Here is a 24,235-nt window from a genome sequence, read left to right on the forward strand (position 1 = left end):
TTAAATGAAAGCGCCGGCCTTCAGTGAGTGCTGATGCCGGCCGGGCTACGGCAAGCCCAGGCCAACACCGGCTTCCGACACAAAGAGGTCGAGCCGGTCGGTAAAAAGCGCGCTGACCCCACGCTGGAGCAGCATTTTTGCCTGTTCCGGCGCGTTGACCGTATAACAAAGCACGGGAATACCTGCAGCCTGGGCCTCGGCCAGAACTTCGTCGCTCAGAAGCTTGGCATCGCAGTGCAGGGAAAACGCCCGCAGGCGACGCATTTCGGCCAGCCAGTCGGCTGGCACGCTGTCGAATAGCACACCGCGCCGAATGTCCGGCGCCAGATCGCGGGCGATCTCCAGTGCCTCAAGAGAAAACGAGGAGATCAGCGGCTGTACAGCGGCCCCCTGCCACAACGCGGCGGTCAGTTGGGCGACGACGGTCGCCGTCTGCACCTCATGGCCGGTCGCCGGCTTGATCTCTACATTGGCCAACAGACCATGTTCCCGGCACAGCGCAGCCGCCTCGGCAAAACGGGGAATCGACTCACCGCCCCCGGCGTCGAGCCCAAACAGAATCTCATCCGGCGTCTCGCAGACGCGTCCGGCGCCATTGGTCGTCCGGGTCAGGGTTTCGTCGTGAATGAGGACGGGAGTACCGTCCGCACTCAGCATGACGTCGAACTCGACGGCCCGAAACCCCATTCGCGCTGCCAAGCGGATGCCGGCCAGGGTATTTTCGGGCGCCAGGCTACCGCCACCGCGATGGGCAAACCAGCGCGGCAGCATTTGTTGCATCAGAAAGGCTGCGCTTTTTTCAGCGCCGGCTTGGCCGCCAGCACCGCGTTGCCGCGCGTCACCGCTGCATCCAGCGCCGCCTTGGCCGGCTTCTTGTCGACCCAGACGGCTTCCAGTTCTTCGTTGATGATGATGCGTACTGCGTCGATATTGGCAGCACGAACGGCCGGCTTGGCGCCGTTGCCATTCAGCGAGGCTTTGGCCACCTGCATCGTCTTGTCGCCATCCTGTAGCAACTTGCTGCCAACTGCGGCGCGAGCGGCGGCCGTCAGCGGCAACTGGCCATAGCTACGGACCATTTCGATCTGCATTTCCGGCGTCAACAGGTAGGCAACGAACTTGGCAGCCTGCTTGTACTCGGCGGCGGAGCGACCGGCACCGACCCACAGCGAGGCGCCATCGGCCAGCGTACTCTGGCGGCCGCCGTAGACATCGTCGTGGTAAGGCAGCGGCGCGACGCCGAGCTCGACGCCCTTGGCTTCACGGAAATCGGTGTGCTCGCGGGAATCGGTGGTGATCATCGCGCACTCGCCTTCGTTGAACCGCGCGCTGGCTTCATCACGACGACCGAAGCTCTTGTAATAGCCCGCCTTCTGCCAGGTCGCCATCATCGCGATATGCTTGACCTGCGGCAGGCCGTTGAAAATCAGCTGCCCCTTGTCGGTCATCGCCGGCACACCGGAAACGGCACTAACGTTGTCGATATGCACCCAGACCGGCCAGGAAGAGGTGTAGGGACAAGAGTAGCCAGCGTCCTGCAGCTTGTCGAGGACGCCCTGCATTTCGAACCAGGTCTTCGGCGGCTGCTCCGGATCGAGTTTGGCCCGACGGAACGCATTCTTGTTATAGAACAGCACCGGCGTCGAATAGACCAGCGGCAGCGCCACCAGGCGCCCCTTGGCATCGACGACGCCTGCCTTCAGGTCAGGCGACAGGTCGGCGGCGCTGAACGGCTGGCCGGCCTTGCTCATCATCTGATGGAGCGGAATGAAGTTGGCCGGCTTGCTCAGCACATCATCCATGTCATAGTGACGCACGAGATTGAGGCCTGCCGGCTTGCCATCCTTGCTTGTCCGGACCAGCTTGATCGAACCGTTGTGATCCTTGTTGAAGTGATCGACGAAAGCCTGCAGGCGCTCTTCACCCTGCGGACCGAGATTGTGGGCCAGTTCCAAATCGGCCGGAGCAACCGGGGCGGCAGCGGGTTTAGCAGCCGGAGCCGGCTTGGGCTTGGCGGCATTGGCGGAAAACGCCAGCGCCAGGGCGACGGCAGCAACCAGGGGGCGGATTAGGTACATGGGCACTCCAAGTGTTTCGGTAAACGCGAAATTATAACGCTCGTCAACAATCATTGAGCCGAATCATCGGGAATCGAGCGGGGGCTGTGGTACGCTCCGGCCGATCATATGCACACAGCCGCTTCCGTACGATGAATACCGTCAACGCCACGCCAGAAACCCCGCCCGCCCAGACCCCGCGCAGCCTGCTGAAAAAACTGCAGGCCGACTTTGCGGTCTTCCGCGACAGCCAACCGCTGGCGATCGGCATCGACAAGCAACTGCTGGCCCGGATGCCGGAAATCCAGCGCAAGATCCTGCGTGTCGCGCTGGGCATCCACACCAATTCAATGCGTTACCTCAAGGTCATGGAAAAGGCGACCGTCCGTTTCGACCTCGATGGCAACTCGACCGACGAAGTCACCGACGAGCATCGCAAGCACGCCAGCGAAACCATCCGCGAGCGCCTGAAAAAGGAAGCCGAGAAGCGCAAGGCCGAACGCGCCGCCGAGGCCGCTGAACGCCAACGCACCGAAAAACTCGGCCAATTGCTGGAAAAATTCGGCCGCAACGGCTAATTGACGAGCGGCTATCGCCGCGCCTCGCAGCAAAGTAATGAAAGCCCCGTGGCACCGCCACCGGGCTTTTTTTGCGTCGCTAGCAATCGCGCCCGCCTCCCGTCCTGGCTACAAAAACAGCCCCGACCCGTCCAAAACAGAAGCCGCTCAGGCCTTTGTGGCAATGCAAATTATTCGCAACTGAGTATTTACATACATTCTTGAATGTATCTATAATCGCAGGCATCAAAAACAAATCCCCTCCCGGAGCCCTGACATGCCTCTCGACACCGCCTTGCCGTACCGTACAGCCAAGCCCTTGCTTCTTTCGCTCCTCATCACCAGCGCCCTGGCACTGACTGCCTGTTCCGGCGCCGATGCGCCGCAGAAACCGCCGATGGGTCCAATGCCGGTCACCGTGATCGAGATGCAAACACAGAGCGTGCCGAATGCCGTCGAAATCATGGCCCAGACTGAAGGTGCCAAGGAAGCCGAAGTACGGGCCCGGGTCGGCGGCATCCTGGTCAAGCAGCTTTATCAGGAAGGCCAACCGGTCAAGGCGGGGCAACCGCTGTTCCAGATTGATCGCTCCAGCTATGAAATCGCCTTTGCCGAAGCCAAGGCCAAGGCCGACCAGACCGAGCGCGAAATGGCCCGGATGAAGAAGCTGATCGAAGTCCAGGGCGTCAGCCGCAAGGAAGTTGATGATGCGACGAGCGCCAATGAACTGGCCCAGGCCGCCTTGCGCCAGGCCCAGTTGAACTTGTCCTGGACCACCGTTACCGCCCCGGTCGACGGCGTCAGCGGGCGGGCCGCCAAATCGGTCGGCAACCTGATTTCCGTCGGCTCCGACAGCTTGCTGACGTCGGTTTACCAGAACGATCCGATGTGGGTGCGTTTCAGCATTTCCGAAAGCGAAGCGGCCAAGTTGCCGGGCGGCCGCCTGACGCCGAAGACGGTGACCGGGGTCGAGATGGTGCTGCCGGATGGTAGCGTCTATCCGGTAACCGGCAAGCTGAACTTCCTGGCCAGCACGATCGACCCGACGCTCGGCACGCAGCAGTTGCGGGCCGAATTCCCGAACAAGGACGGCTCTCTGCTGCCCGGTCAGTTCGTCCGCATCCGCCTGCTCGCCGGCGAAAAGGCCGATGTCTTCCTGGTGCCGCAGAGCGCGGTGATCCAGAGCGAACAGGGCAACCTGGTGATGACGGCTGATAGCGAAAACAAGGTTGCGCCGCGTCCGATCAAGACCGGTGACTGGTTCGGCAAGGACTGGGTCGTGCTCGGCGGCCTGAAGGCGGGCGACAAGGTCATCGTCGACAACCTGATGAAGCTGCGCCCGGGCGCCCCGGTTGCCCCGCACGCACCGGGCGAACAGCCGGGAGCCCCCGGCGCTGCGCCGGCCAAGGAAGGCGCCGCCCCCGCCAAGGATGCGGCAGCGGCCCCGGCCAAGCAGGGTTAAGGAGCAAGCATGTCAAAGTTCTTTATCAACCGGCCGATTTTCGCGTCGGTCATCTCGATCATCATTGTCCTCGCCGGGCTGGTCGCCTCGCAGGTGCTGCCGATTGCGCAGTACCCGCAGATCGCTCCGCCGACCGTGCTGATTACCGCCACCTACCCGGGTGCTTCGGCCGAGACGCTGGCCAAGACGGTCGCCGCGCCGATCGAGGAGCAGCTGAACGGGGTCGAAAATCTCTCCTACTTCACCTCGTCGGCGGCCGCCAACGGCACGGTGACGATTACCGCAACCTTCGATGTCGGGACTAATGTCGATATCGCTTCGGTCAACGTCAATAATCGGGTCAAAGCGGCCGAACCGCGCCTGCCGGAAGAAGTGCGGCGCAATGGCGTGATCGTCCAGAAGCGCTCGAACGATATTCTGCAAGTCGTCGCGCTCGAATCGGACAAGGGCAAATACAACACGCTGTTCCTGTCCAACTACGCCAGCCTGAACATCGTTGACGAGTTGAAGCGGGTCAAGGGCGTCGGCGACGTGACCATTTTCGGTGCCCAGGACTACTCGATGCGCGTCTGGCTGAAGCCGGACCGCATGGCCCAACTGGGCCTGACGACCAGCGACATCTCAACTGCGATCAAGGCCCAGAACGCCCAGAACGCAGCCGGCAAGATCGGCGCCGAACCGGCTCCGTCCGACCAGATGCTGGTCTACACGGTGACCGCCAAGGGTCGCCTGCTGAGCGAGGCAGAGTTCGGCAACATCGTCATCCGCGCCAGCGGCCCAGGCGGCGCGCTGCGCCTGAAGGACGTCGCCCGCATCGAACTCGGTGCCTACAGCTACGAGCAGAGCGTGACGCTGGACGGCCAGCCGACCATCGCCATGGGTGTCTTCCTGCAAACCGGCGCCAACGCGCTGGATGTGGCCGCCAAGGTGCGGACCAAGATGGACGAGTTGAAGGTCAAGTTCCCGGAAGGCATGGGCTACGTCATTCCGTTCGATACCACCCGCTTCGTCTCGGCCTCGATCAACGAAGTCGTCCATACGCTGATCGAAGCCATGGTGCTGGTCCTGGCGGTCGTCTATATCTTCCTGCAGAGCTGGCGCGCCACGCTGATCCCGATGGTCGCCGTGCCGATTTCGCTGATCGGTACCTTCGCCGGTCTCTGGCTGTTCGGCTTCTCGATCAATACGCTGACGCTGTTCGCGATGGTGCTGGCGATCGGTATCGTCGTCGATGACGCGATCGTCGTCCTTGAAAACGTCGAGCGCCTGATGGCTGAAGAAAAGCTGTCGCCAAGGGACGCCGCGATCAAGGCCATGCAGGAGGTTCAGGGCGCCCTGGTCGCCATCGTGCTGGTGCTCTGCGCGGTATTCATTCCGGTCGCCTTCCTCGGCGGCATCGCCGGCCAGCTCTATAAGCAGTTCGCCGTCACCGTCGCCGTCGCCGTCGTCCTCTCCGGTGTCGTCGCGCTGACCCTGACCCCGGCCCTCTGCGCGCTGCTGCTCAAGGCCCAGCATACCGAACACAAGTTGTTCAAGCCCTTCAACCGCCTGTTCGAGCGCTTTACCCGCTCCTACACCAGCACCGTTGGCCTGACCCTGAAGCACGGCATCATCGGCGGCATCATTTTTGCCCTCGTTATCGGGTCGACCGTGGCCTTCTTCCGCATCATCCCCGGCAGTTTCGTGCCGGCCGAAGACCAGGGCTACCTGATCTCGGCGCTGATGCTGCCGGATGGCGCAACGCTGAAGCGAACCCAGAAGACCGGCGAAAACATGCGCCAGATGATCAGCAAGGACGAGGCCGTCAAGCACACCTTCATCGTTTCCGGCTTCGACCTGATCGGCGGCGGCAGCAAGCCGAATGCCGGCACCATTTTCATCCCGCTCAAGGACTGGAGCGAACGCGAGGGCAAGGCACAGGACCTGGCCGGCAAGTTCATGGGGATGGGCATGATGCAGTCGGACGGCATGGCGCTCGTCTTCAACCCGCCCCCGATCATGGGCCTGGGCAGCGCCGGCGGTTTCGAGGTCTATCTGCAGAACCGCGTGGACGGCGACACCAAGAAGCTGAACGAGGTTACCCAGCAGTTCATGGCCGAGTTGCAGAAGCGCCCGGAATTCACCCGGATCAGCACCTTCTTCCGCCCGACCGTGCCGCAACTGTTCGTCGAAGTGGACGAGCCGAAGGCGCTGGCGCTCGGCATTTCGTTGTCGCACGTCTATGACACGCTGCAAAGCACGATGGGTGCGCTCTACGTCAATGACTTCAACAAGTCCGGTCGCGTCTATCGCGTCCAGCTACAGGCCGAGGCCAATTACCGGATGAAGCCGGAAGATCTCGGCAAGGTCTATGTCCGCAGTTCGACCAGCAACGCGATGATTCCGCTGTCGGCGATCAGCACCGTCAAGCGCGTCGTCGGCCCGGAACAGGTCGAACGCTTCAACGGCTTCGTCGCCGCCAAGATCATGGGTGACAGCAAGACCGGCATCAGTTCCGGCGACGCCATCAAGATCGTCGAGGAAGTTGCAGCTGCCACGCTGCCCACCGGCTACGAAATTTCCTGGACCGGCCAGGCCTTCCAGGAAAAGCGCAGCTCCGGCTCGTCGATGCAGGCATTCGTCTTCGCCATCATCATGGTCTTCCTGATCCTCGCCGCCCAGTACGAAAAATGGTCACTGCCGGTCGCCGTCATCATGGCCGTTCCGTTCGCACTGATGGGCGCCCTGACCGCTATCTGGCTGCGCGGCATGCCGAACGACATCTACTTCCAGATCGGTCTCGTCGTGCTGATCGGGCTGGCCTCGAAAAACGCCATCCTGATCGTCGAGTTCGCCGCCCAGAAGTACGCCGAAGGGATGAATGTCGTTGATGCCGCACTGGAGGCCGCCCGTCTCCGCTTCCGGCCGATCGTCATGACCTCGCTCGCCTTCGTGCTTGGCGTCTTCCCCCTGGTCAAGGCCACCGGCGCCGGCGCCGCCGCCCGCCAGTCGATGGGGACCGGCGTTTTCGCCGGGATGATCGCCGCCACCTTCATCGCCACCATATTCATTCCGCTGTTCTTCAAGTGGCTGGAGCGCGGCAAGCAAGTGCGCCCGGCCGGCGACTTGCATGCTGCCCAGTCGGAGGAAAACTGAGATGCACGCCCTGAATAAATCCGCTTCGAAAATCCGCCTCGCCGCAGCGTTGACCGCAGCAACCCTGCTCAACGGCTGCGCCGTCGGCCCCGACTACCTGCGCCCGAGTGCCTGGCTGCCCGATTACTTCAAGGACGCCCCCCCGGTTGCCGTTGCCGAAGCGCGCAGCGAAGCACCGGTCAATCCGGAATGGTGGACGCTGTTTGGCGACAGCACGCTGAACAATCTGATCCAGCAAGCCCTCGACGCCAACCAGGATCTGCAGGCCGCCATCGCCCGCCTCGAAGCGGCCGAAGGCGCCGCACGCGAAGCAGGTGCCGATTACTACCCGAATGTCAGTCTCGGCACCAGCAACGGCCGGAACCAGAGCAGCGGCGAGACCTTCAGCGGCAAGAGGGTTGGCTCAGGCACCTACAGCAACCATCGCGCCGCGCTCTCGCTGAGCTATGAAGTCGACCTCTGGGGTCGCGTCCGGCGCAGCAACGAGGCCGCCCGCGCCGAAGCGCTGGCCAGTCGTTTCGGCCGCGACAGCATCCGACTGACTCTGCTCGGCCAGGTTGCCAACGAGTATCTGGCGCTGCGCAGCAACGACGCGCAACTGGCCGTGACGCAGGACACGCTGAATTCGCGCGAGAAGTCGTTGAAGATCGTCCAGGCTCGCCTCGACGCTGGCAGCGCCTCCGCCCTCGAATTGGCCCAGGCCGAAAACGCCTATGCTGCAGCCCAGTCGCAATGGAGCCAGGTCAAGCGCCTGCGCGCCATTTCGGAAAGCCAGATCGGCCTGCTTACCGGCCAGCCCGGACTGAAGATCGCCAGCGGCCAACTTGAACAACTGCCGTTGCCGCCGACCCCGCCGGCCGGCTTGCCTTCCACGCTGCTCGAAGCCCGGCCCGACGTCCGTCAGGCCGAGGAAAAGCTGATCGCCGCCAATGCCCGGATCGGCGTCGCCAAGGCCGCCTACTTTCCGACGATCAGCTTGACGGGCATGTATGGCAGCGAAAGCATGGCCCTTTCCAATCTGTTCACCGGCAATGCCGGCATCTGGTCGACGGCACTCGGTCTCAGCATGCCTATTTTCGATGCCGGCCGCACCGGCGCCCGCGTCGATCAGGCGACGGCAGCCCAGAAGGAAAGCCTGGCCAACTATCGCAAGACCTTGCAAAGTGCCTTCAAGGAGGTCAACGATGCCCTGGTCAACCTGAAAGAGTATGCTGATGTGGAGACCGCCAATGCCGCCCAGGTTACAGCTGCACGGCGCGCCCTCGAACTGTCGCAAGCGCGTTACGAAGCAGGCTACGCCGGCTTCATGGATGTGCTGGATTCGCAGCGGACGACCAATCTGGCGCAACTGGAATACCTGAACAGCCGGAAGAACCGCCTCGGTGCGGCCGTCGACCTGTTCAAGGCGCTCGGCGGCGGCTGGCAGTCGACCGGTAGCTGAGCGGCAGGAAGGGAGAGAAAAGATGGCCCGCAGAACCAAGGAAGACGCCCAGGTCACCCGCAACCGCATTCTCGATACGGCGGTCGCGGTGTTCAACCACAAGGGCGTCGCCCACACCTCGCTCAACGACATTGCCAAGGAAGCCGGCGTCACCCGCGGCGCCATCTACTGGCACTTCGAGAACAAGGTAGCAATGTTCGATGCGATGATCGAACGCCTGATCTGCCCCTTGCTGATCAATGCCGAGGACCGCGAAGCCCGCATAGCGGCTGACCCGCTGCAATTCATCGAGGATGCGTCACGCGAGTTTCTCGGCAAGATGCTGAGCGATGCCAACTTCCGCAAGGTGTTCGAGATTCTCTGGCACAAGTGCGAGTACGTCGGCGAGATGGCCAATATCCGCGACAGCCACCTCGAAGAAGGCGAGAACCATATCGACATCCTGCAACGCGCCTTCACGCTGGCCCAGGAACGCGGCCAGATCCGGCTCGGCCTGACGCCGCATCAGATCACCATCGGATTGATCAGCCTGCTCGACGGCATGCTGTTCAACTGGACCCGAAATCCGCAAATGTTCCCGCTCGAAACCTACGCCATGCCGATCCTCGATAGCTGGCTTCAGGGCCTGAGCGTCCGCCCCCCGGGCAAATAAGCGAAGCAGCGGCAAAGGCGGGCGAAACCCCGTCCTTTGCTGTAATTTTGCCGTGAACCTGTGCGAAAATCGCAAGCCATGATGACGCGCCCTTCCCTCATTCTCATTGTCCTGCTCGCCCTTGGCGGCTGCGACCAGGTCAACCAGAAATTGGGCCTGGAAGACCCGGCCAAGAAGGAAGCCAACCTGCAGGCCGAAGGCAAGGCCGTCGGCAGCGCCTGCCGCCAGTCCGGCCGTGCCATTGAAGACTGTTATTCGATCTACAGCTGGTTGCCCAAGGCGGCCATCTACGAGGGCTGGAAGGAAATGGACGCCTACATGCGGGACAACCAGTTGGAAACGGTCGCCCCGCAACTGCCGCCACCGGAATCGCCGGCCGCCGCCAAGAAACGCAAGAAAGCCGAGGCGGCAGCCGCCAGCGCCGAAGCCGAAGGTGAAAAAAGCGGCCCCAAGGACGCCGAAAAGAGCGCCACAAAACACTAAGCCCCCAACGGTTTTCGGCGACCAAGCCGCCAACCCAGAGGAAGAGACATGAAATTGCCCAGCTTTCTCAGTGGCATACGCGGCAAGCTGATTGCGATCTTTGTCCTGATCAAGGTCGTCCCCCTCGTTCTGCTCGCCTGGTTTGCCTGGCATGCCGCGCAACAGCTTGGCGAAGACGTTTCGGTTAAGGCCGGCGGCATGGCCGATGCGATGCTCGACAGCATCAAGACGGTCGGCAAGACCGTCACCGACGACTCCATCCGCGCCCTCGACCTCCGTTCACGCGAGGCGATCGAGGCGCTGACCACCGATGCCGCCAAGGAAATCGCCAGTTTCCTTTACGACCGCGATCGCGATATTCGCCTGGCCGCCGGCATTGAACTCTCCGATGCCTCCTTCCGCCACTTTCTCGGCGAACGCAATCGGCCGATTTACCAGCATGGCGCCTGGCATCTGGCCGAAGATGGCAAGTCCTGGGTACCGGAAAAGGCCATCGAACGCACCGCCAAGGTTACCCGCCCGGTACTGCCGGACAATGCGCGCGACTTCCACAGCCGGCCGCCGGAATATTTCGGCGAGGCCGAGCAACGGCCCCTGTTCGTTGAAATGACCTACATCGACCTCGCCGGTCAGGAAAAAATCAAGGTCACCAGCGGCAACCTGACTGAAAAAGGCCTCAAAAACGTCGTCGACCGCAGCAATACCTTCGTCAAGGCCGAAACCTATTTCGCCGAACTGAAAAAGCTGAAGCCCGGCGAAATCTACGTCTCCGATGTCATCGGCGCCTACGTTCCGACTCAGTTCATCGGCCCGTACCTGCCGGCCACCCTGGAAAAAGCCGGCAAGCCTTTCCAGCCGACCGAATCCGCCTACGCCGGCACCGAAAACCCAGTCGGCAAGCGCTTTCGCGGCATCGTGCGCTGGGCGATGCCGGTCGTCAAAGACGGTCGAATCAGCGGCTACGTGACGCTGGCGCTGGACCACGACCACATTCGCCAGTTCTCCGACCGCCTGATGCCGACCGAAGAGCGCTACACGCCGATCGCCGACGCCATCAAGGGCAATTACGCCTTCCTCTGGGACTACAAGAGCCGCTCGATTTCCCACCCGCGCGATTACTTCATCGTCGGCTACGACCCGCAAAGCGGACTGCCGGCCACCCCATGGCTGGATGAGGAGCTGTACGCCGAATGGCAGCAGAGCGGCAAGCCGAGCCACGAATTCCTCGCCGCCACGCCGAGCTTCAGGGAACAGAACCTCAACAAGAAGCCGGCCAAGGCACTGGCCAAGGCCGGCACGGTCGGGCTCGACTGCCGCTACCTGAACTTCTCGCCGCAATGCGACGGCTGGAATGCCCTTACCGAGCACGGCGGCTCCGGCTCCTTCGTCATCTTTTTCTCCGGCCTGTGGAAGCTGACCACCGCCGCCGCCATCCCCTATTACACAGGGCAGTACGGCAAGACGCCGCAGGGCTTCGGTTTCGTCACGATCGGCGCCAATGTCGACGAATTCCACAAGGCGGCGACCGAAACCGCCGGCAAGATCAACACCCTGCTCGCCGAAAAGGACAACAGCTTCAAGAGCCAGCGCGGCGCCATGCTCGACGATATCCAGCGCAGCCTGACGTCGACCGCCATCGGTCTCTGGGGGTCGACAGCGCTGATGGTGCTACTCGTCATCGGCATTGCGGTCTGGATGGCCAATCTGCTGACCGGGCGCATCACCCGCATGATCAGCGGCATCCGCGCCTTCCAGCAAGGCGATCGGCAACACCGCCTCGACGCCGGATCAGCGGACGAGATGGGCGAACTGGCCCGCTCCTTCAACCAGATGGCCGACTCGGTCGAGGAATCCTTCACCCGCCTCGAGGAAGCCAAGGAAAAGGCCGAGGAAGCCAGCCGCCTGAAGTCTGCCTTCCTGGCCACCGTTTCGCATGAACTGCGCACCCCGCTCAACGGCATCCTCGGCTTTGCCGAACTGCTCAACGCCGAATTGAGCGATCCGGCCCAGAAGGAATACGCCAGCATCATCCAGGGCAGCGGCGAACACCTGCTCAAGCTGGTTTCCGAAATTCTCGACCTGGCCAAGATCGAAGCCGGTGAAATGACGCTGAACCCGATCGACCTGCCGCTCGCCGACTTCATCCGGGAAACCACGGCCAACCACCGCAGTAGCGCACAGGCGAAAGGCATCCAATTGACCGAGGAAGTGGCCGGCGGCCTGCCCGCCACGCTCCAGGTCGACCCGACCCGGCTGCGTCAACTGCTCAACAACCTGCTGAGCAACGCCATCAAATTCACCGTGCGCGGCAGCGTCACGCTGAGTGTCGAGCGGTTTGAGCAGCAAATCGCCTTCGCCGTCCGCGATACCGGCCCCGGCATTGCCCCCGAACATCAGCAGGCCGTCTTCGAAAAATTCAAGCAACTCGAGCATTTCCTGACCCGCGAACACGGCGGCACCGGGCTCGGCCTCGCCATTGTCCGCCAGTTGGCCGAGCACATGGGCGGTCACGTCAGGCTCGAGTCCACCCTCGGCATCGGCTCCACCTTCACCATTTACCTTCCCCTCGAGAACAAGCATGACTGAGCGTCAGGCGCTGGTCGTCGATGACCACCCCACCAACCGCCTGCTGGCCATCGCCCTGCTCAAAAAGCTCGGATGGACGGTCGCCGAGGCCGAGTCCGGCGAACTGGCGCTGCAACTGGCCGAACGCCTTGCCCCGAGACTGGTCCTGCTCGACATCAGCATGCCCGGGCTGTCCGGTGAAGAGACCTGCAGCCGGCTGCGCCAGCTACCGGGCGGCGCGCAGATGCGTATCATCGCCTACACCGCCCATGCCTTCCAGGAAGAGCGCGAACGTTTCCTGGCGGCCGGCTTCGACGACATTCTAGTCAAGCCGATCAACCGCCAGCACCTGGCAGAACTGGTGAACGGCGCCTGAGCCAGCCCCTGACTCGCTGCCGGACAGCTTATTGGAACAAAAAATCGCTGGCCGGTCATATCCGGGTGATCAAGTCGCGGGAAGCGTATAATACTGACCCATGTCTGAAATCAATACGTTAGCTGGCGACGCTGCCAGCACCCCGGCGGCGGTGTTACCGACGGAAACCGCCCCTGAAATCACCTTTGCCGACCTCGGCCTGGCACCAGAATTGCTGCGCGCCGTGCTCGACGAAGGCTATACCAAGCCGACCCCGATCCAGGCCCAGGCCATCCCGCTGGTCATCAGCGGCAAGGACATCATGGGCGGCGCCCAGACCGGCACCGGCAAGACGGCCGCCTTCACGCTGCCCATCCTGCAACGCATCCTGCCCTTCGCCAGCAGCAGCCCGTCGCCCGCCAAGCACCCGGTACGCGCCCTGATCCTGGCCCCGACCCGCGAACTGGCGATGCAGGTCTTCGAATCGGTCAAGTCCTACAGCAAGCACACGCCGATCCGCGCCATGTGCGCCTACGGCGGCGTCGATATCAAGCCGCAGATCGCCGAACTGAAGAAGGGCGTCGAGATTCTCGTCGCCACTCCGGGCCGCCTGCTCGACCACGTCGAGAACAAGAGCGTCAGCTTCAACTCGGTACAGGCCCTGGTCCTCGACGAAGCCGACCGCATGCTCGACATGGGCTTCATCCCCGATGTCACCCGCATCCTGAACATGCTGCCGCAGCAGCGGCAGAGCCTGCTCTTCTCGGCCACCTTCTCGGAAGAAATCAAGAAGCTGGCCGACACCATGCTGAAGTCGCCGGTCCTGATCGAAGTCGCCCGCCGCAACCAGGTCTCCGACACCATCACCCACCGCGTGCACCCGGTTTCGGAATACGGCAAGCGCGGTCTACTGACCAAGCTGCTGAAGTCCGGTGAAATCCGCCAGTGCATCGTCTTCATGCGTACCAAGCAGGGCTGCTCGCGCCTGACTCGCGAACTACAACGGGCCGGCATCAAGGCCGATGCCATCCACGGTGACAAGAGCCAGCTCGACCGGATCAAGGCGCTCGAAGCCTTCAAGGGTGGCGAGACTGATGCCCTGATCGCGACCGACGTCGCGGCACGCGGCCTCGATGTCGATGACCTGCCCTACGTCATCAATTACGAACTGCCGCACACGCCGGAAGACTACGTGCACCGCATCGGCCGCACCGGCCGGGCCGGCAAGATGGGGAATGCCATCTCGCTGGTCAGCGCGCACGAAGTCGGCTACTTGGTCGATATCGAGAAACTGATCAAGCGCCCGATCGAACAGGTCGAAGTGGCTGGCTTCGAGCCGGAGCCGGAATACGAATACCCGCCGGGCAACAAGAAAAAACGTGCCCCGGCCCCGGTCAAGGCCCCGGTCGCCCATCGTGCCGAGCGCCCGGAGCGCAGCGAGCGTTCCGAACGTCCGGAACGCAGCGCCGACCGTTACGAGCGTCGCCCACGACGCAATCCGATGATCGCAGCGGACGGTTTCGATTTCAGCAAACCCTACGAAGACACCAAGCCGCGCGGCGAAGTGCCGGACTCACCGAACGCCCCGGCCAAGGCCGATCCGCACAAGCCGAAACGGGTCGTTGCCGCTCTGCTAGGCGGCCTCGGCCGCAAGTAGGCAGTCACCCGGCTCAAAAAAAACGGCGCCTGCGTGGCGCCGTTTTTACGTCGGGCAAAAGGTGGCTCAGTTCTTCGGGCGCGGCACGAAACCGACCGGCGGCACGACTTTCGGCGCCTCGACCTCAACCAGTTTGATGATCGCCAGCGAGATGTTGTCGCCAGCCCCGCGGCCACGGTGGCGGGCACGTTCGATGAGTATCTCGCAGGCGTTGCGCGCCGAATTCTCGGCGATGACGCTGGCCATTTCCTCATCGTCGAAATAGGCCCAGAGGCCATCCGAGCACAGTACGAAAGCTTCGCCGCCGGCAAAGCTCTCGGCCTCGGCGAAATCGAATTTCGGCTCTTCCTGGCCACCGAGCGAGGTCAGCAGCACGTTGCGATTCGGGTGGGTCAGCGCCTGCTCTGCCGTAATGCGGCCGGTGGCCAGCAAATGTTCGACATAGGAGTGGTCGACCGTCCGGCTGACCAGCTTATTGCCCTTGAAACGGTACAAGCGGCTGTCACCGCAATGTGCCCAGGTCACTTTGCCGGGCTGCAGCAGCAGCATCACCGCCGTGCTGTGCGGGTCCTTTTCATTGATGAAGCGGGAGGCCTTGATCATCGTATGCGCCTCGCGCATGCTGTTTTCCAGCATGACCTGCGGGCTCTCGTCGGCCGGCGCGAAATGATCGAGATTGTTGCGTGCGGTATGGATTACCTGCTCGGCCGCCAGCGCGCCCCCGGTATGGCCGCCCATGCCGTCGGCGACGACGGCCAGCGCGATGCCTTTTTTCCTGGTGTGCGGCAGGATCGCCACGCGGTCCTGCTGTTCCTTGCGATCCCCCTGATGTTGTGCGGCGCAGGCATCAATTGCTATCGGCATTCCCTCTCCTTTTGGGGAGAAAGATTATCATGAAAGCCGTCGCCGACGCTTAACACTGTCACAGAAACAGCCCGCAAAGCCGCTTCAGTGCTGGCCTGCATGGAAACGCTCGATGATGACATCGACAAATTCGAGCAAACCGTCGTCACTCATGCCGAGTTCGGGCAGGACCTCGTCCTTGACCTGCTCCCACTCCGGATTGGCGACACGCTGGTCGCGGTAGTAGATATCGACTGCCAGTTGCAGGATGGCCACCATCGTGCGCGAGGCATGCATGCCGAGTTCGCGAATGTCGTGGTGATACCGGATGGCATCGCAGATGAAATCCGGCAAATGCCAATGACGCGCCACAATGTAACCGACAACGCAGTGGTCGGCACTGAACTTGCTGTCTTCCTCGGCCAGTTCGACCCAGCGCCCCGGTTCGCCAAGGTGCATTTCGGCACAGTAGGACGAAAAGCGCTGCATCAGCAGCAGCACGCCGCAATCGTGGAAGACTCCCGCCAGATAGGCTTGGTCGGGAAAGATGTTGCAGACCGCGATACGCTCGTCGGCAATCAGCATGGCCAGTTGGGCAACTGCCTGCGAGCGCGCCCAGAAGGCTTCATAGACCTGCGGGTTCTTCTTAAGGTCGCCTTGGGCGGCCAAGGAAATCGCCTGCACCAGGTTGAAAGTCTGGCGCACGCCGACCGCGTGCAGAATCTGTTCGACCGTTTCGAAAGGTTGATGTTGCTTGTAGGCGGCACTCGTCACCACCTTGAACAACATCGCCGTAATCCCCGCATCCTGGTTGATTACCCGGGACAGCAGGCGGACATCGAACTCCTTGCGCTGCAAATGCTTGCGCAACTCCTCAAGCACCCGTGGCTGAGGTGGAATCTTCACGCCGCGCTCGATCAGGCGCTTCATTTTTTTTGCCGCTTCGTCGTCCAGCGTCCGGACGGCCTCGGCCACCGACATACCCATTACGCGATTACCTCATCCATTAATTCTATCCAGTGGCGGACCGGTATCGTGCTCCCGGCCTGCAAATGCGTCAGGCAGCCAATGTTGGCGGTGGCAATCTGTGCCGGCCCGCCGGCGGTCAGCGCGCCCAGCTTGTTGCTCTTCAACTGCAGGGACAACTTGGCCTGCAAAACCGAGTAGGTACCAGCCGAGCCGCAGCACAAATGGCCATCGGCGACCGGGGTCAGTTCAAAACCGGCCGCCTGCAGCAATTCCTCGATCACACCGCGGATTTTCAGGCCGTGCTGCAACGTGCACGGCGAATGAAAAGCCAGTTTTCCCAGGTCTGCCGTGTTTTTCCGGAACAGCGGCAACAAGCTTTCGCGCTCGGCGGCCACCACCTCCGACGGGTCGCGCGTCAGGGCGCTGATTTTAGCGGCTTTTTCGGCGTACACCGGATCATCGGCCAGGGCATGGCCGTAGTCGCGCAGTTGCACGCCGCAACCGGAAGCGGTGGCGACAATCGCCTCGATGCCGGCTTCGACATGCGGCCACCAGGCGTCGATATTGCGCCGCATGTCGTCCCTGGCCCGTTCCTGGTCGTTCAGATGGAAGCGGACGGCGCCGCAGCAGCCGGCCTTGGCCTCCTCGAACAGTTCGATGCCGAGGCGATCCAGCACCCGGGCGGTGGCCGCATTGATGTTCGGCGCCAGCGTCGGCTGCACGCAACCGGCCAGCACCAGCATGCGTCGTTGCTGCCGGCCCTTGGCCGGCCACGGCCCGGCGGCCGGCTGCGTCGGCGGCAACTTGTCGGCCAGCACGTTGGGCAGCAGCGGGCGCAGCATGCGACCAAGCTGGATGGCCGGACCGAAAATGGCCGGGCGCGGCAACACTTCGCGCAACAGCAGGCGCGGCAGCGCTTCGCTCAACGGGCGTTGCAGCTCTTCCTCGACGACCTGACGGCCGATATCGAGCAGGTGGCCGTATTTGACCCCCGACGGACACGTCGTTTCGCAGGAGCGGCAGGTCAGGCAACGGTCGAGGTGGCTGCGCGTCTTTTCGGTGACCGGCTGACCTTCGAGAACCTGCTTGATCAGGTAGATGCGGCCGCGCGGCCCGTCCAGCTCGTCGCCGAGCAACTGGTAGGTCGGACAGGTCGCGGTGCAGAAACCGCAATGGACACAGGTGCGAAGGATGGCCTCGGCCTCCTGGCCGGCCGGGGTGTCGCGAATGAAATCGGCGAGTCGGGTATCCATCAGAACTCCGCGTAAAGCCGGCCGGGATTGAGAATGCCGCGCGGGTCGAAAGACTTTTTCAGGCGGCGGTGCAGCGCCAGCAGGGCTGGCGACAGCGGGGCAAAGGGGCCTTCCAGGCAGCGCAGCGACTCCGGCGCCCGATAGAGCACGGCATGGCCGCCGAGGCGGGCCGCCGCACCGCGCACGGCATCGCCGGCTTCACCGGCATACCAGCGCTGACCGCCGCCCCATTCGATGGCGCGCAAGCCGTCCAGCCCGGGCGATGTCGCCGCCGAGGGCAGCGCCAGGCGCCACAGCACGCTGGCGGCAAAGGCCGGGTGCGTTTGCTCGCGGACGGAAATCCAGTGTTTTGCGGCGTTGACCGCCGGACTGCCGCCGAGCCGGGCGACCGCCTTGTCGACCGCGGCCCGCGCCCCGGACAGGCGCAGCCACAACTGGCCGTCGTGCCAGAAGGAAGCCGAAATCGGCAGCGGCTGGCCGCCCCACTCGTTGAGTCGGGCGACGGCCTCGGCCTCGTCCATCGCGAAGAGCAGCGTCTGCTCGGCGACCGGTTTCGGCAACACCTTCAGCGTAACCTCGGCCAGTACGCCGAGCGTGCCGAGACTGCCGGCGAGCAGGCGCGAGACATCGTAACCGGCGACGTTCTTCATCACCTGGCCGCCGAAATCGAGGACTTGCCCCGTGCCATCGATCAGCTTGGCGCCGAGCATGAAGTCGCGCACCCCCCCGGCCTGCTGCCGGCGTGGCCCAGCCAGACCGGTGGCGACGCAGCCACCAAGCGTCGCGCCGGCGGAATCGACACCCGCCCCATCAAACTGCGGCGGCTCGAAGGCTAGCATCTGCCCCTCTTCGGCCAGTTCCGCCTCGATGTCGGCCAGCGGCGTGCCGCAACGGGCGGTGATGTAAAGCTCGGTCGGCTCGTAGGCGACGATGCCGCGGTACTCGGCAACATCGAGCACTTCGCCGGCCAGCATGCCGCCGTAGAAATCCTTGCTGCCGGCGCCGCGAATGCGCAGCGGCGTGTGACTGTCGTGCGCCGCCCGGATGCGGCCGGCCAGATCGTCAAGGTTCATCAGAAGCGCTCCAGTTCCGGGAATTTGAGATCGCCGTGGTGCACGTGCATGCGGCCGTACTCGGCGCAACGATGCAGGCTGGGCACTGCCTTGCCGGGGTTGAGCAGGCCCTTGTCGTCAAAGGCGAACTTGATGCGGTGGAAGGCTTCGATCTCCGGCGTCTTGTACTGGACGCACATCTGGTTGATCTTCTCGATGCCGACGCCGTGCTCGCCGGTGATCGAACCGCCGAGGGCGACCGACATCTCCAGGATCTCGGCGCCGAAGGCTTCGGCCCAGCGCCACTCGCTGGGCTTGGCGGCGTCGTACATGATCAGCGGGTGCAGGTTGCCGTCGCCGGCATGGAAAACGTTGGCGCAGCGCAGGCCGTACTTGTGCTCCATGTCGGCGATCGCCGACAGCATTTCGGCCAGCCGCTTGCGCGGAATGGTGCCGTCCATGCAGTAATAGTCCGGCGTGATGCGGCCGACCGCCGGGAAGGCCGCCTTGCGCCCGGCCCAGAAGCGCAGGCGCTCGGCTTCCGACTGCGAGACGCGCAGCTCGCGGGCGCCGGCCGCCCGTAGCACTTCGGTGACGCGGCCGATTTCCTCGGCCACTTCCTCCGGCGTGCCGTCCGCCTCGCAGAGCAGGATGGCTGCCGCCCTGAGGTCGTAGCCGGCCTTGACGAAAGGCTCGACGGCGGCGGTCGCCGCCTTGTCCATCATCTCCAGGCCGGCCGGGATGATGCCGGCGGCGATGATGTCGGCCACCGCGTCGCCGGCCCGCGCGACGTCGTCGAAGGAAGCCATGACGACCTGCGCCAGTTCCGGCTTGGGGACCAGCTTGACGGTGACTTCGGTAACCACGCCGAGCATGCCTTCCGAACCGATCATCAGTGCCAGCAGATCGTAGCCCGGCGCATCTGGCGCTTCCGAACCGATCTCGAAGACTTCGCCCTCGATGCTGACGACGCGGATACGCAGCACGTTATGCACGGTCAGCCCGTATTTCAGGCAATGCACGCCGCCCGAATTTTCGGCGACATTGCCGCCCAGCGTGCAGGCGATCTGCGACGAGGGGTCGGGCGCGTAATAGAGGCCGAACGGCGCCGCCGCTTCCGACACCGCCAGGTTGCGCACGCCGGGCTGGACGACGGCGAGGCGGGCCTTGCGGTCGACGCGCAGAATCTTGTTGAAACGGGCCAGCGACAGCACGACGCCCTGGGCGTGCGGCATCGCGCCGCCCGACAAACCGGTGCCGGCGCCGCGGGCAACGACCGGCACGCCAAGCTGGTGGCAGGTGCGCAGCACATCGATGACCTGCGCCTCGCTTTCCGGCAGGCAGACGGCCAGCGGCAGTTGGCGAAAAGCAGTGAGGCCGTCGCATTCGTAAGGGCGCAGATCCTCGTCATCGACTAGCAGGCAATGTGCCGGCAGGATCATTTTCAGGCGCCCGGCCAGCGCCGCACGGTCGGTCTGAAAGTCGGGTTCGGGTGTCGTCATCATGGGCCTCATTCTATGCCGATGAGCATAGCGCGGAAGTCATTGACATTGGTCCGCGTCGGGCCGGTAACCAGCAAATCGCCCAGCGCCGAGAAATAGCCCCAGGCGTCGTTGCCGGCCATCGCCTGGCGAATGTCCAAGCCAAGGTCGCGCCCCCGCTGCAGCGTGTCCGGCCCGACGAAGGCGCCGGCGTTGTTCTCGCTGCCATCGATGCCGTCGGTGTCGGCGGCCAGCGCCGAGATTTCCGGCGCGCCATCGAGGGCCAGCGCCAGGCCGAGCAGGAATTCCGTATTGCGGCCGCCCCGGCCGGCGCCTTTCAGCGTCACCGTCGTTTCGCCGCCGGCGAGCAGGACGCAGGGCTTTTTGCCCGGCAGACCATGTCGACCGCAGGACAGCGCGATGCCGGCCAGCACCTTGCCCACCTCGCGCGCCTCGCCCTCGATGGCGTCGCCGAGAATGAGCGGCGCGATGCCCAGGCGCTGCGCTTCGGCGGCCGCCGCCTGCAACATCCGCAGCGGGCTGGCGACCAGCTTGAAGCTGCTGCGCGCCAGTTGCGGCGCCCCTGGCTTCGGCGTTTCCAGCTCGCCGGCTTGCAGGCGGGCGCGCAGTGCCGGCGGAATATCGATGGCGTAGAAGTCGAGCACCTGCAGCGCCTCGGCCGCCGTCGTCGGATCGCCGACCGTCGGGCCGGAGGCGATCACCGCCGGGTCGTCGCCCGGCACATCGGAAATTGCCAGCGTCAGCACCGAAGCCGGCCAGGCCGCCTCCGCCAACCGGCCGCCCTTGATCGCCGAGAGGTGCTTGCGGACGCTGTTGATCTCGCCGATGCTGGCCCCGCATTTGAGCAGCGCCGCCGTGATCGCCCGCTTTTCGGCCAGCGTGACGCCGGCGGCCGGTGCCGCGAGCAAGGCCGAGCCACCGCCGGAAATAAGCGCCAGCACACGGTCGTTTTCGTGCAGGCCGCGCACCTTGGCGAGCATGCGCGCCGCCGCCGCTTCGCCGGCTGCATCCGGCACCGGGTGCGCCGCTTCGACGATCTCGATCCGTTGGCAGGGCACGCCGTGGCCGTAGCGGGTGACGACCAGGCCGTCGAGCGGCCCCGACCAATGTTCTTCCACCGCCCGCGCCATCGCCGCCGAGGCCTTGCCGGCGCCGATCACGATCAGCCGACCACCGTCGTCGGGCGGCAGGTGCGGCGGAGCGCAATGCATCGGATCGGCCGCCGCGATGGCCGCATCGAACAGGCGGCGCAGGATGTCGCGCGGGCTCATTGCGCTCTCCAGCCGAGGCCGGCCTCGGTCGTCGTCAGCGGCTTGTATTCGCAGCCGACCCAGCCGGCGTAACCGAGGCGGTCGAGCAAGTTGAAGAGGAAGGGGTAATTGATCTCGCCGGTGCCCGGCTCGTGCCGGCCGGGATTGTCGGCGATCTGGATGTGCCCGATACGCCCGAGGTTGGCTTCGATGGTCCGCGCCAGGTCGCCCTGGATGATCTGGGCGTGGTAGAGATCGAGCTGCAACTTCACATTGCTGCGGTCGACCTGGTCGAGCAGGCAAAAACCCTTTTTGACGTCGTCCAGCCAGTAGCCGGGCATGTCGATACGGCTGTTGATCGGCTCGATCAGCAGCGTCGCACCGATACTGGCGCAACGGTCGGCGGCGAATTGCAGGTTGGCGAGGTAGGTCGCTTCCAGTTCCGCCTCGTCATGGCCGGCCGGGCGTAAACCGGCCAGGCAATGCAAGCGGGAGCAATCGAGCAGCATGGCGTACTCGCAGGCCCGTTCGACGCTCTCGGCGAACTCGCCCTGCCGCCCCGGCAGGCAGGCCAGGCCGCGCTCGCCGGCCGCCCAGTCGCCGGCCGGCAGGTTGAACAGCACCTGCTCGAGACCGGCCTCGCGCAGCCAGCCGGCGACATCGGCCGCCGGATAATCGTAGGGAAAGAGGTATTCGACGCCGCGAAAGCCAGCCGCCGCCGCCAATTTGAAACGCTCGGGGAAAGGCTGTTCGGTGAACAAAAAACTCAGGTTGGCGGCGAACTTTGGCATGGCGGCAACAGTCTGTATCCGGCCCGCCAGTATAATTGGATGCATAACAACGAGGAGAGCGCAGTGAGCAATACCGAATCCGAACGCAAGGGCAACCGCCTGTCGAAGATCGTCACCCGCACCGGCGACGCCGGCACTACCGGCCTTGGCGACGGCAGCCGGACGACCAAGGACAGCCTGCGCATCGATGCCATCGGCGAAGTCGATGAACTGAACTCCAATCTCGGCCTGCTGCTCTGCGAAGAGCTCCCGGAGCCCGTCCGCGCTGCGCTGCTCGATATCCAGCACGACCTGTTCGACCTCGGCGGCGAACTCTGCCTGCCCGGCATGGACATCATGAAGGACGCCCAGGTCGCCCGCCTCGAAGAACTGGCCGACCAATTCAACGAGGACCTGCCGATGCTCAAGGAATTCATCCTGCCCGGTGGCACCCGGCCGGCCGCTATCGCCCACATCTGCCGCACTGTCTGCCGGCGCGCCGAGCGTTCGATGGTTCGCCTGAACAACGCCGAACCGCTGTCCGAAGCCGCCCGCCGCTACGTCAATCGCCTCTCCGACCTGCTCTTCATCCTCGGCCGCACGCTGAACCGGGCCGGTGGCCGCGGCGACGTCCTCTGGCAGAAAGGCAAGAACGCTACCTGAGCCGGCTGCCGGCCCCGGCCGGCAGCAAGCGCCGACAAGCTGCTGAATCGTGTATCGCGTCATCACCACCTATCGCAACGGCTCGACCCACCCCGTGGTCGAGAAAGGGCCGTGGCACCCCGACCGGCACACTGCCGAGCAGTGGGCGGAAGAGTTGCGCTCGGCCGGCTACCACGTCCGGGTCGAGACGCAGCGCACAGCCGGCGACGATCACGCCGGCAGCAATGACGAACTCGCCAACGCGCTGGCCAGCATGGCCTGATCCGGCGCTACGCCAATCGCGTAAGATCGCGGGCAAATCCAATAAAACCAAGGAGACAGCCCGATGAACCCACCCGTTTTCACCACCCTCACTCTCAGCCTCGCCGACCACGTCGCCGAAGTCCGCCTCAACCGGCCGGACCGTTCGAATGCGATGAACGAAGCGATGTGGCAGGAAATCCGCCAGGCCTTCGACTGGATCGACGCCACGCCAGCCGCTCGCGTCGCCATCCTGGCCGGCGAAGGCCGCAACTTTTGCGCCGGCATCGACCTCGCCATGCTGGCCGGCGTCCAGCAACGGATCGCCGACCCGGACGGGGCGCGCAGCCGCGAAGCCCTGCGCCGGCTGATCCTCGATCTGCAGGACTGCCTGAGCAGCCTGGAGCGCTGCCGCAAGCCGGTGCTCGCCGCCATCCAGGGCGCCTGTGTCGGCGGCGCTCTCGATCTCGTTACCTGCTGCGACATGCGCTACGTCGCCCCCGACGCCATTTTCTCGATCAAGGAAATCGACATCGGCATGGTCGCCGACGTCGGCACGCTGCAACGCCTGCCCCGCCTGATCGGCGACGGCATGGCGCGCGAACTCGCCTACACTGGCCGCCATGTCGATGCCGAAGAGGCGGTCCGGCTCGGTCTCGCCAACCGCATTTTCGGCTCGCCGGAAGCGTTGACCGCCGGGGTGCGCGAAATCGCCCTCGCCATCGCCGGCAAGTCGCCGCTCGCCACCCGCGGTCTCAAGGAAGTGATGAATTACAGCCGCGACCACAGCGTCGCCGACGGCCTCAACTACGTCGCGACCTGGAATGCAGCAATGCTGCTCTCGGCCGACCTCGGCGAATGCCTGGCTGCGCAGCGGGAAAAACGGGCAGCGAACTTCGCCGATTAGGTAGCCAAGCAGCCGGCATCGAACTACCATCCATCCAGCCGGCTGCTTTTCTTTCACTTCCCGCCCGCATCACCGCCCCGCCACCGGGATGCCGAAAAGATATTTTTCATTCCGGCTTCGTCGTATATACTCGCCCCCGTTTTGGGTGCCTTGCCTCGCGATCGCGGGGCGGGTGAAACGGGAAGCCGGTGACTCTGCAGACGCAGACATTCCGGCGCAGCCCCCGCTGCTGTAAGCCTGACGACTCCACCTCACGCCACTGTGCATCGCATGGGAAGGTTGGTGGAGAAGATTGAAGGCGAGCCAGAAGACCGGCCCAAATCAAACGTAGTACCAATCCCCGGGGTGACGGGAGTGGTTCTGTTGATTTGCGCCGGCGGCTTTCCGTCTCCGGCCCGTCTTCCGATCTGCATATTTCCCCC

The 24,235-nt window shown here is 64.0% G+C and carries 21 protein-coding genes and 1 riboswitch; of the genes, 12 read left to right on the forward strand and 9 right to left on the reverse strand.

Translation table 11 applies throughout. From position 1 onward, the window contains the following. Positions 1 to 45: 45 nt before the first annotated feature. Positions 46 to 780: a glycerophosphodiester phosphodiesterase gene (gene ugpQ, locus GH663_RS17440; RefSeq protein ID WP_153132938.1), complete on the reverse strand. Its 735-nt coding sequence runs from the start codon at positions 778 to 780 to the stop codon at positions 46 to 48. Further along, on the reverse strand, positions 780 to 2,078 hold the full coding sequence (locus tag GH663_RS17445) for an extracellular solute-binding protein (protein ID WP_153132939.1): 1,299 nt from the start codon (positions 2,076 to 2,078) through the stop codon (positions 780 to 782). The genes ugpQ and GH663_RS17445 overlap by 1 nt, the downstream gene beginning before the upstream one ends. Positions 2,079 to 2,209: 131 nt before the next feature. Between GH663_RS17445 and GH663_RS17450 the strand changes: the two genes are divergently transcribed. The 9 genes from GH663_RS17450 (at position 2,210) to GH663_RS17490 (ending at position 14,364) form a co-directional block, all read left to right on the forward strand. Continuing rightward, entirely contained in the window at positions 2,210 to 2,635 is a 426-nt protein-coding gene (locus GH663_RS17450) for a ProQ/FINO family protein (protein ID WP_153132940.1), read from the forward strand. Positions 2,636 to 2,891: 256 nt separating this feature from the next. Further along, on the forward strand, positions 2,892 to 4,076 hold the full coding sequence (locus tag GH663_RS17455) for an efflux RND transporter periplasmic adaptor subunit (protein WP_153132941.1): 1,185 nt from the start codon (positions 2,892 to 2,894) through the stop codon (positions 4,074 to 4,076). Positions 4,077 to 4,085: 9 nt separating this feature from the next. Further along, positions 4,086 to 7,211 carry an efflux RND transporter permease subunit gene (locus GH663_RS17460; protein ID WP_153132942.1) on the forward strand — a complete coding sequence of 1,042 codons (3,126 nt, stop codon included), beginning with the start codon at positions 4,086 to 4,088 and terminating at the stop codon, positions 7,209 to 7,211. 1 nt (position 7,212) lies between these two features. After that, positions 7,213 to 8,652 (forward strand): efflux transporter outer membrane subunit, encoded by a 1,440-nt coding sequence (locus GH663_RS17465; RefSeq protein WP_153132943.1) that lies wholly within the window; start codon positions 7,213 to 7,215, stop codon positions 8,650 to 8,652. 22 nt (positions 8,653 to 8,674) lie between these two features. After that, a complete protein-coding gene (locus tag GH663_RS17470; protein WP_153132944.1) occupies positions 8,675 to 9,304 on the forward strand; it encodes a TetR family transcriptional regulator in 630 nt (209 codons plus the stop codon). Between the two features lie 81 nt (positions 9,305 to 9,385). Beyond that, positions 9,386 to 9,787, forward strand: a complete 402-nt coding sequence (locus GH663_RS17475; RefSeq protein WP_153132945.1) for a hypothetical protein — start codon at positions 9,386 to 9,388, stop codon at positions 9,785 to 9,787. A gap of 48 nt (positions 9,788 to 9,835) precedes the next feature. Further along, the gene (locus tag GH663_RS17480) at positions 9,836 to 12,373 is read left to right on the forward strand and encodes a sensor histidine kinase (protein ID WP_153132946.1); all 2,538 of its coding nucleotides are present in this window, start codon (positions 9,836 to 9,838) and stop codon (positions 12,371 to 12,373) included. Then, positions 12,366 to 12,728, forward strand: a complete 363-nt coding sequence (locus GH663_RS17485; protein WP_153132947.1) for a response regulator — start codon at positions 12,366 to 12,368, stop codon at positions 12,726 to 12,728. Before GH663_RS17480 ends, GH663_RS17485 begins: the two co-directional genes overlap by 8 nt. A gap of 178 nt (positions 12,729 to 12,906) precedes the next feature. After that, a complete protein-coding gene (locus GH663_RS17490) occupies positions 12,907 to 14,364 on the forward strand; it encodes a DEAD/DEAH box helicase (RefSeq protein WP_153132984.1) in 1,458 nt (485 codons plus the stop codon). A 66-nt stretch (positions 14,365 to 14,430) separates the two neighbouring features. Here GH663_RS17490 and GH663_RS17495 read toward each other — a convergent pair whose 3' ends face one another. From GH663_RS17495 to hyi, 7 genes are all read right to left on the reverse strand, one after another. After that, on the reverse strand, positions 14,431 to 15,228 hold the full coding sequence (locus tag GH663_RS17495) for a PP2C family protein-serine/threonine phosphatase (RefSeq protein ID WP_153132948.1): 798 nt from the start codon (positions 15,226 to 15,228) through the stop codon (positions 14,431 to 14,433). Between the two features lie 84 nt (positions 15,229 to 15,312). Next, positions 15,313 to 16,188 carry an HDOD domain-containing protein gene (locus GH663_RS17500; RefSeq protein WP_246181630.1) on the reverse strand — a complete coding sequence of 292 codons (876 nt, stop codon included), beginning with the start codon at positions 16,186 to 16,188 and terminating at the stop codon, positions 15,313 to 15,315. A gap of 5 nt (positions 16,189 to 16,193) precedes the next feature. After that, a complete protein-coding gene (gene glcF / locus GH663_RS17505) occupies positions 16,194 to 17,429 on the reverse strand; it encodes a glycolate oxidase subunit GlcF (RefSeq protein ID WP_153132950.1) in 1,236 nt (411 codons plus the stop codon). After that, complete coding sequence (gene glcE / locus GH663_RS17510; protein WP_153132951.1) at positions 17,429 to 18,502, reverse strand: glycolate oxidase subunit GlcE; 1,074 nt, start codon at positions 18,500 to 18,502, stop codon at positions 17,429 to 17,431. The genes glcF and glcE overlap by 1 nt, the downstream gene beginning before the upstream one ends. After that, positions 18,502 to 19,983: an FAD-linked oxidase C-terminal domain-containing protein gene (locus GH663_RS17515; RefSeq protein ID WP_439329192.1), complete on the reverse strand. Its 1,482-nt coding sequence runs from the start codon at positions 19,981 to 19,983 to the stop codon at positions 18,502 to 18,504. Before GH663_RS17515 ends, glcE begins: the two co-directional genes overlap by 1 nt. A gap of 8 nt (positions 19,984 to 19,991) precedes the next feature. Further along, positions 19,992 to 21,254, reverse strand: a complete 1,263-nt coding sequence (locus tag GH663_RS17520; protein ID WP_153132953.1) for a glycerate kinase type-2 family protein — start codon at positions 21,252 to 21,254, stop codon at positions 19,992 to 19,994. Further along, positions 21,251 to 22,024, reverse strand: coding sequence for a hydroxypyruvate isomerase (hyi, locus tag GH663_RS17525; protein WP_153132954.1), 774 nt, complete (start codon positions 22,022 to 22,024; stop codon positions 21,251 to 21,253). The genes GH663_RS17520 and hyi overlap by 4 nt, the downstream gene beginning before the upstream one ends. A gap of 63 nt (positions 22,025 to 22,087) precedes the next feature. Between hyi and GH663_RS17530 the strand changes: the two genes are divergently transcribed. The 3 genes from GH663_RS17530 to GH663_RS17540 all read left to right on the forward strand — a co-directional run bounded on the left by GH663_RS17530 (position 22,088) and on the right by GH663_RS17540 (position 23,813). After that, on the forward strand, positions 22,088 to 22,666 hold the full coding sequence (locus GH663_RS17530) for a cob(I)yrinic acid a,c-diamide adenosyltransferase (RefSeq protein ID WP_246181628.1): 579 nt from the start codon (positions 22,088 to 22,090) through the stop codon (positions 22,664 to 22,666). A gap of 49 nt (positions 22,667 to 22,715) precedes the next feature. Then, complete coding sequence (locus GH663_RS17535) at positions 22,716 to 22,928, forward strand: PTS sugar transporter subunit IIB (protein WP_066883920.1); 213 nt, start codon at positions 22,716 to 22,718, stop codon at positions 22,926 to 22,928. 63 nt (positions 22,929 to 22,991) lie between these two features. Further along, positions 22,992 to 23,813, forward strand: coding sequence for a crotonase/enoyl-CoA hydratase family protein (locus GH663_RS17540; protein WP_153132956.1), 822 nt, complete (start codon positions 22,992 to 22,994; stop codon positions 23,811 to 23,813). Positions 23,814 to 23,939: 126 nt separating this feature from the next. Beyond that, positions 23,940 to 24,147, forward strand: a riboswitch (cobalamin riboswitch). Positions 24,148 to 24,235 lie beyond the last annotated feature (88 nt).

The organism is Dechloromonas hortensis (assembly GCF_009469765.1).
GTDB classification, from domain to species: domain Bacteria; phylum Pseudomonadota; class Gammaproteobacteria; order Burkholderiales; family Rhodocyclaceae; genus Azonexus; species Azonexus hortensis.

Bases quoted from the DNA above. Each gene is read 5' to 3' on its own strand.
- GH663_RS17455 (WP_153132941.1), top strand. From the start codon at position 2,892: ATGCCTCTCGACACCGCCTTGCCGTACCGTACAGCCAAGCCCTTGCTT.
- glcF (WP_153132950.1), bottom strand. From the start codon at position 17,429: ATGGATACCCGACTCGCCGATTTCATTCGCGACACCCCGGCCGGCCAG.
- GH663_RS17475 (WP_153132945.1), top strand. From the start codon at position 9,386: ATGACGCGCCCTTCCCTCATTCTCATTGTCCTGCTCGCCCTTGGCGGC.
- GH663_RS17470 (WP_153132944.1), top strand. From the start codon at position 8,675: ATGGCCCGCAGAACCAAGGAAGACGCCCAGGTCACCCGCAACCGCATT.
- glcE (WP_153132951.1), bottom strand. From the start codon at position 18,502: ATGAACCTTGACGATCTGGCCGGCCGCATCCGGGCGGCGCACGACAGT.
- ugpQ (WP_153132938.1), bottom strand. From the start codon at position 780: ATGCAACAAATGCTGCCGCGCTGGTTTGCCCATCGCGGTGGCGGTAGC.
- GH663_RS17450 (WP_153132940.1), top strand. From the start codon at position 2,210: ATGAATACCGTCAACGCCACGCCAGAAACCCCGCCCGCCCAGACCCCG.
- GH663_RS17460 (WP_153132942.1), top strand. From the start codon at position 4,086: ATGTCAAAGTTCTTTATCAACCGGCCGATTTTCGCGTCGGTCATCTCG.
- GH663_RS17495 (WP_153132948.1), bottom strand. From the start codon at position 15,228: ATGCCGATAGCAATTGATGCCTGCGCCGCACAACATCAGGGGGATCGC.
- GH663_RS17480 (WP_153132946.1), top strand. From the start codon at position 9,836: ATGAAATTGCCCAGCTTTCTCAGTGGCATACGCGGCAAGCTGATTGCG.
- GH663_RS17540 (WP_153132956.1), top strand. From the start codon at position 22,992: ATGAACCCACCCGTTTTCACCACCCTCACTCTCAGCCTCGCCGACCAC.
- GH663_RS17520 (WP_153132953.1), bottom strand. From the start codon at position 21,254: ATGAGCCCGCGCGACATCCTGCGCCGCCTGTTCGATGCGGCCATCGCG.
- hyi (WP_153132954.1), bottom strand. From the start codon at position 22,024: ATGCCAAAGTTCGCCGCCAACCTGAGTTTTTTGTTCACCGAACAGCCT.
- GH663_RS17465 (WP_153132943.1), top strand. From the start codon at position 7,213: ATGCACGCCCTGAATAAATCCGCTTCGAAAATCCGCCTCGCCGCAGCG.
- GH663_RS17500 (WP_246181630.1), bottom strand. From the start codon at position 16,188: ATGTCGGTGGCCGAGGCCGTCCGGACGCTGGACGACGAAGCGGCAAAA.
- GH663_RS17445 (WP_153132939.1), bottom strand. From the start codon at position 2,078: ATGTACCTAATCCGCCCCCTGGTTGCTGCCGTCGCCCTGGCGCTGGCG.
- GH663_RS17485 (WP_153132947.1), top strand. From the start codon at position 12,366: ATGACTGAGCGTCAGGCGCTGGTCGTCGATGACCACCCCACCAACCGC.
- GH663_RS17515 (WP_439329192.1), bottom strand. From the start codon at position 19,983: ATGACGACACCCGAACCCGACTTTCAGACCGACCGTGCGGCGCTGGCC.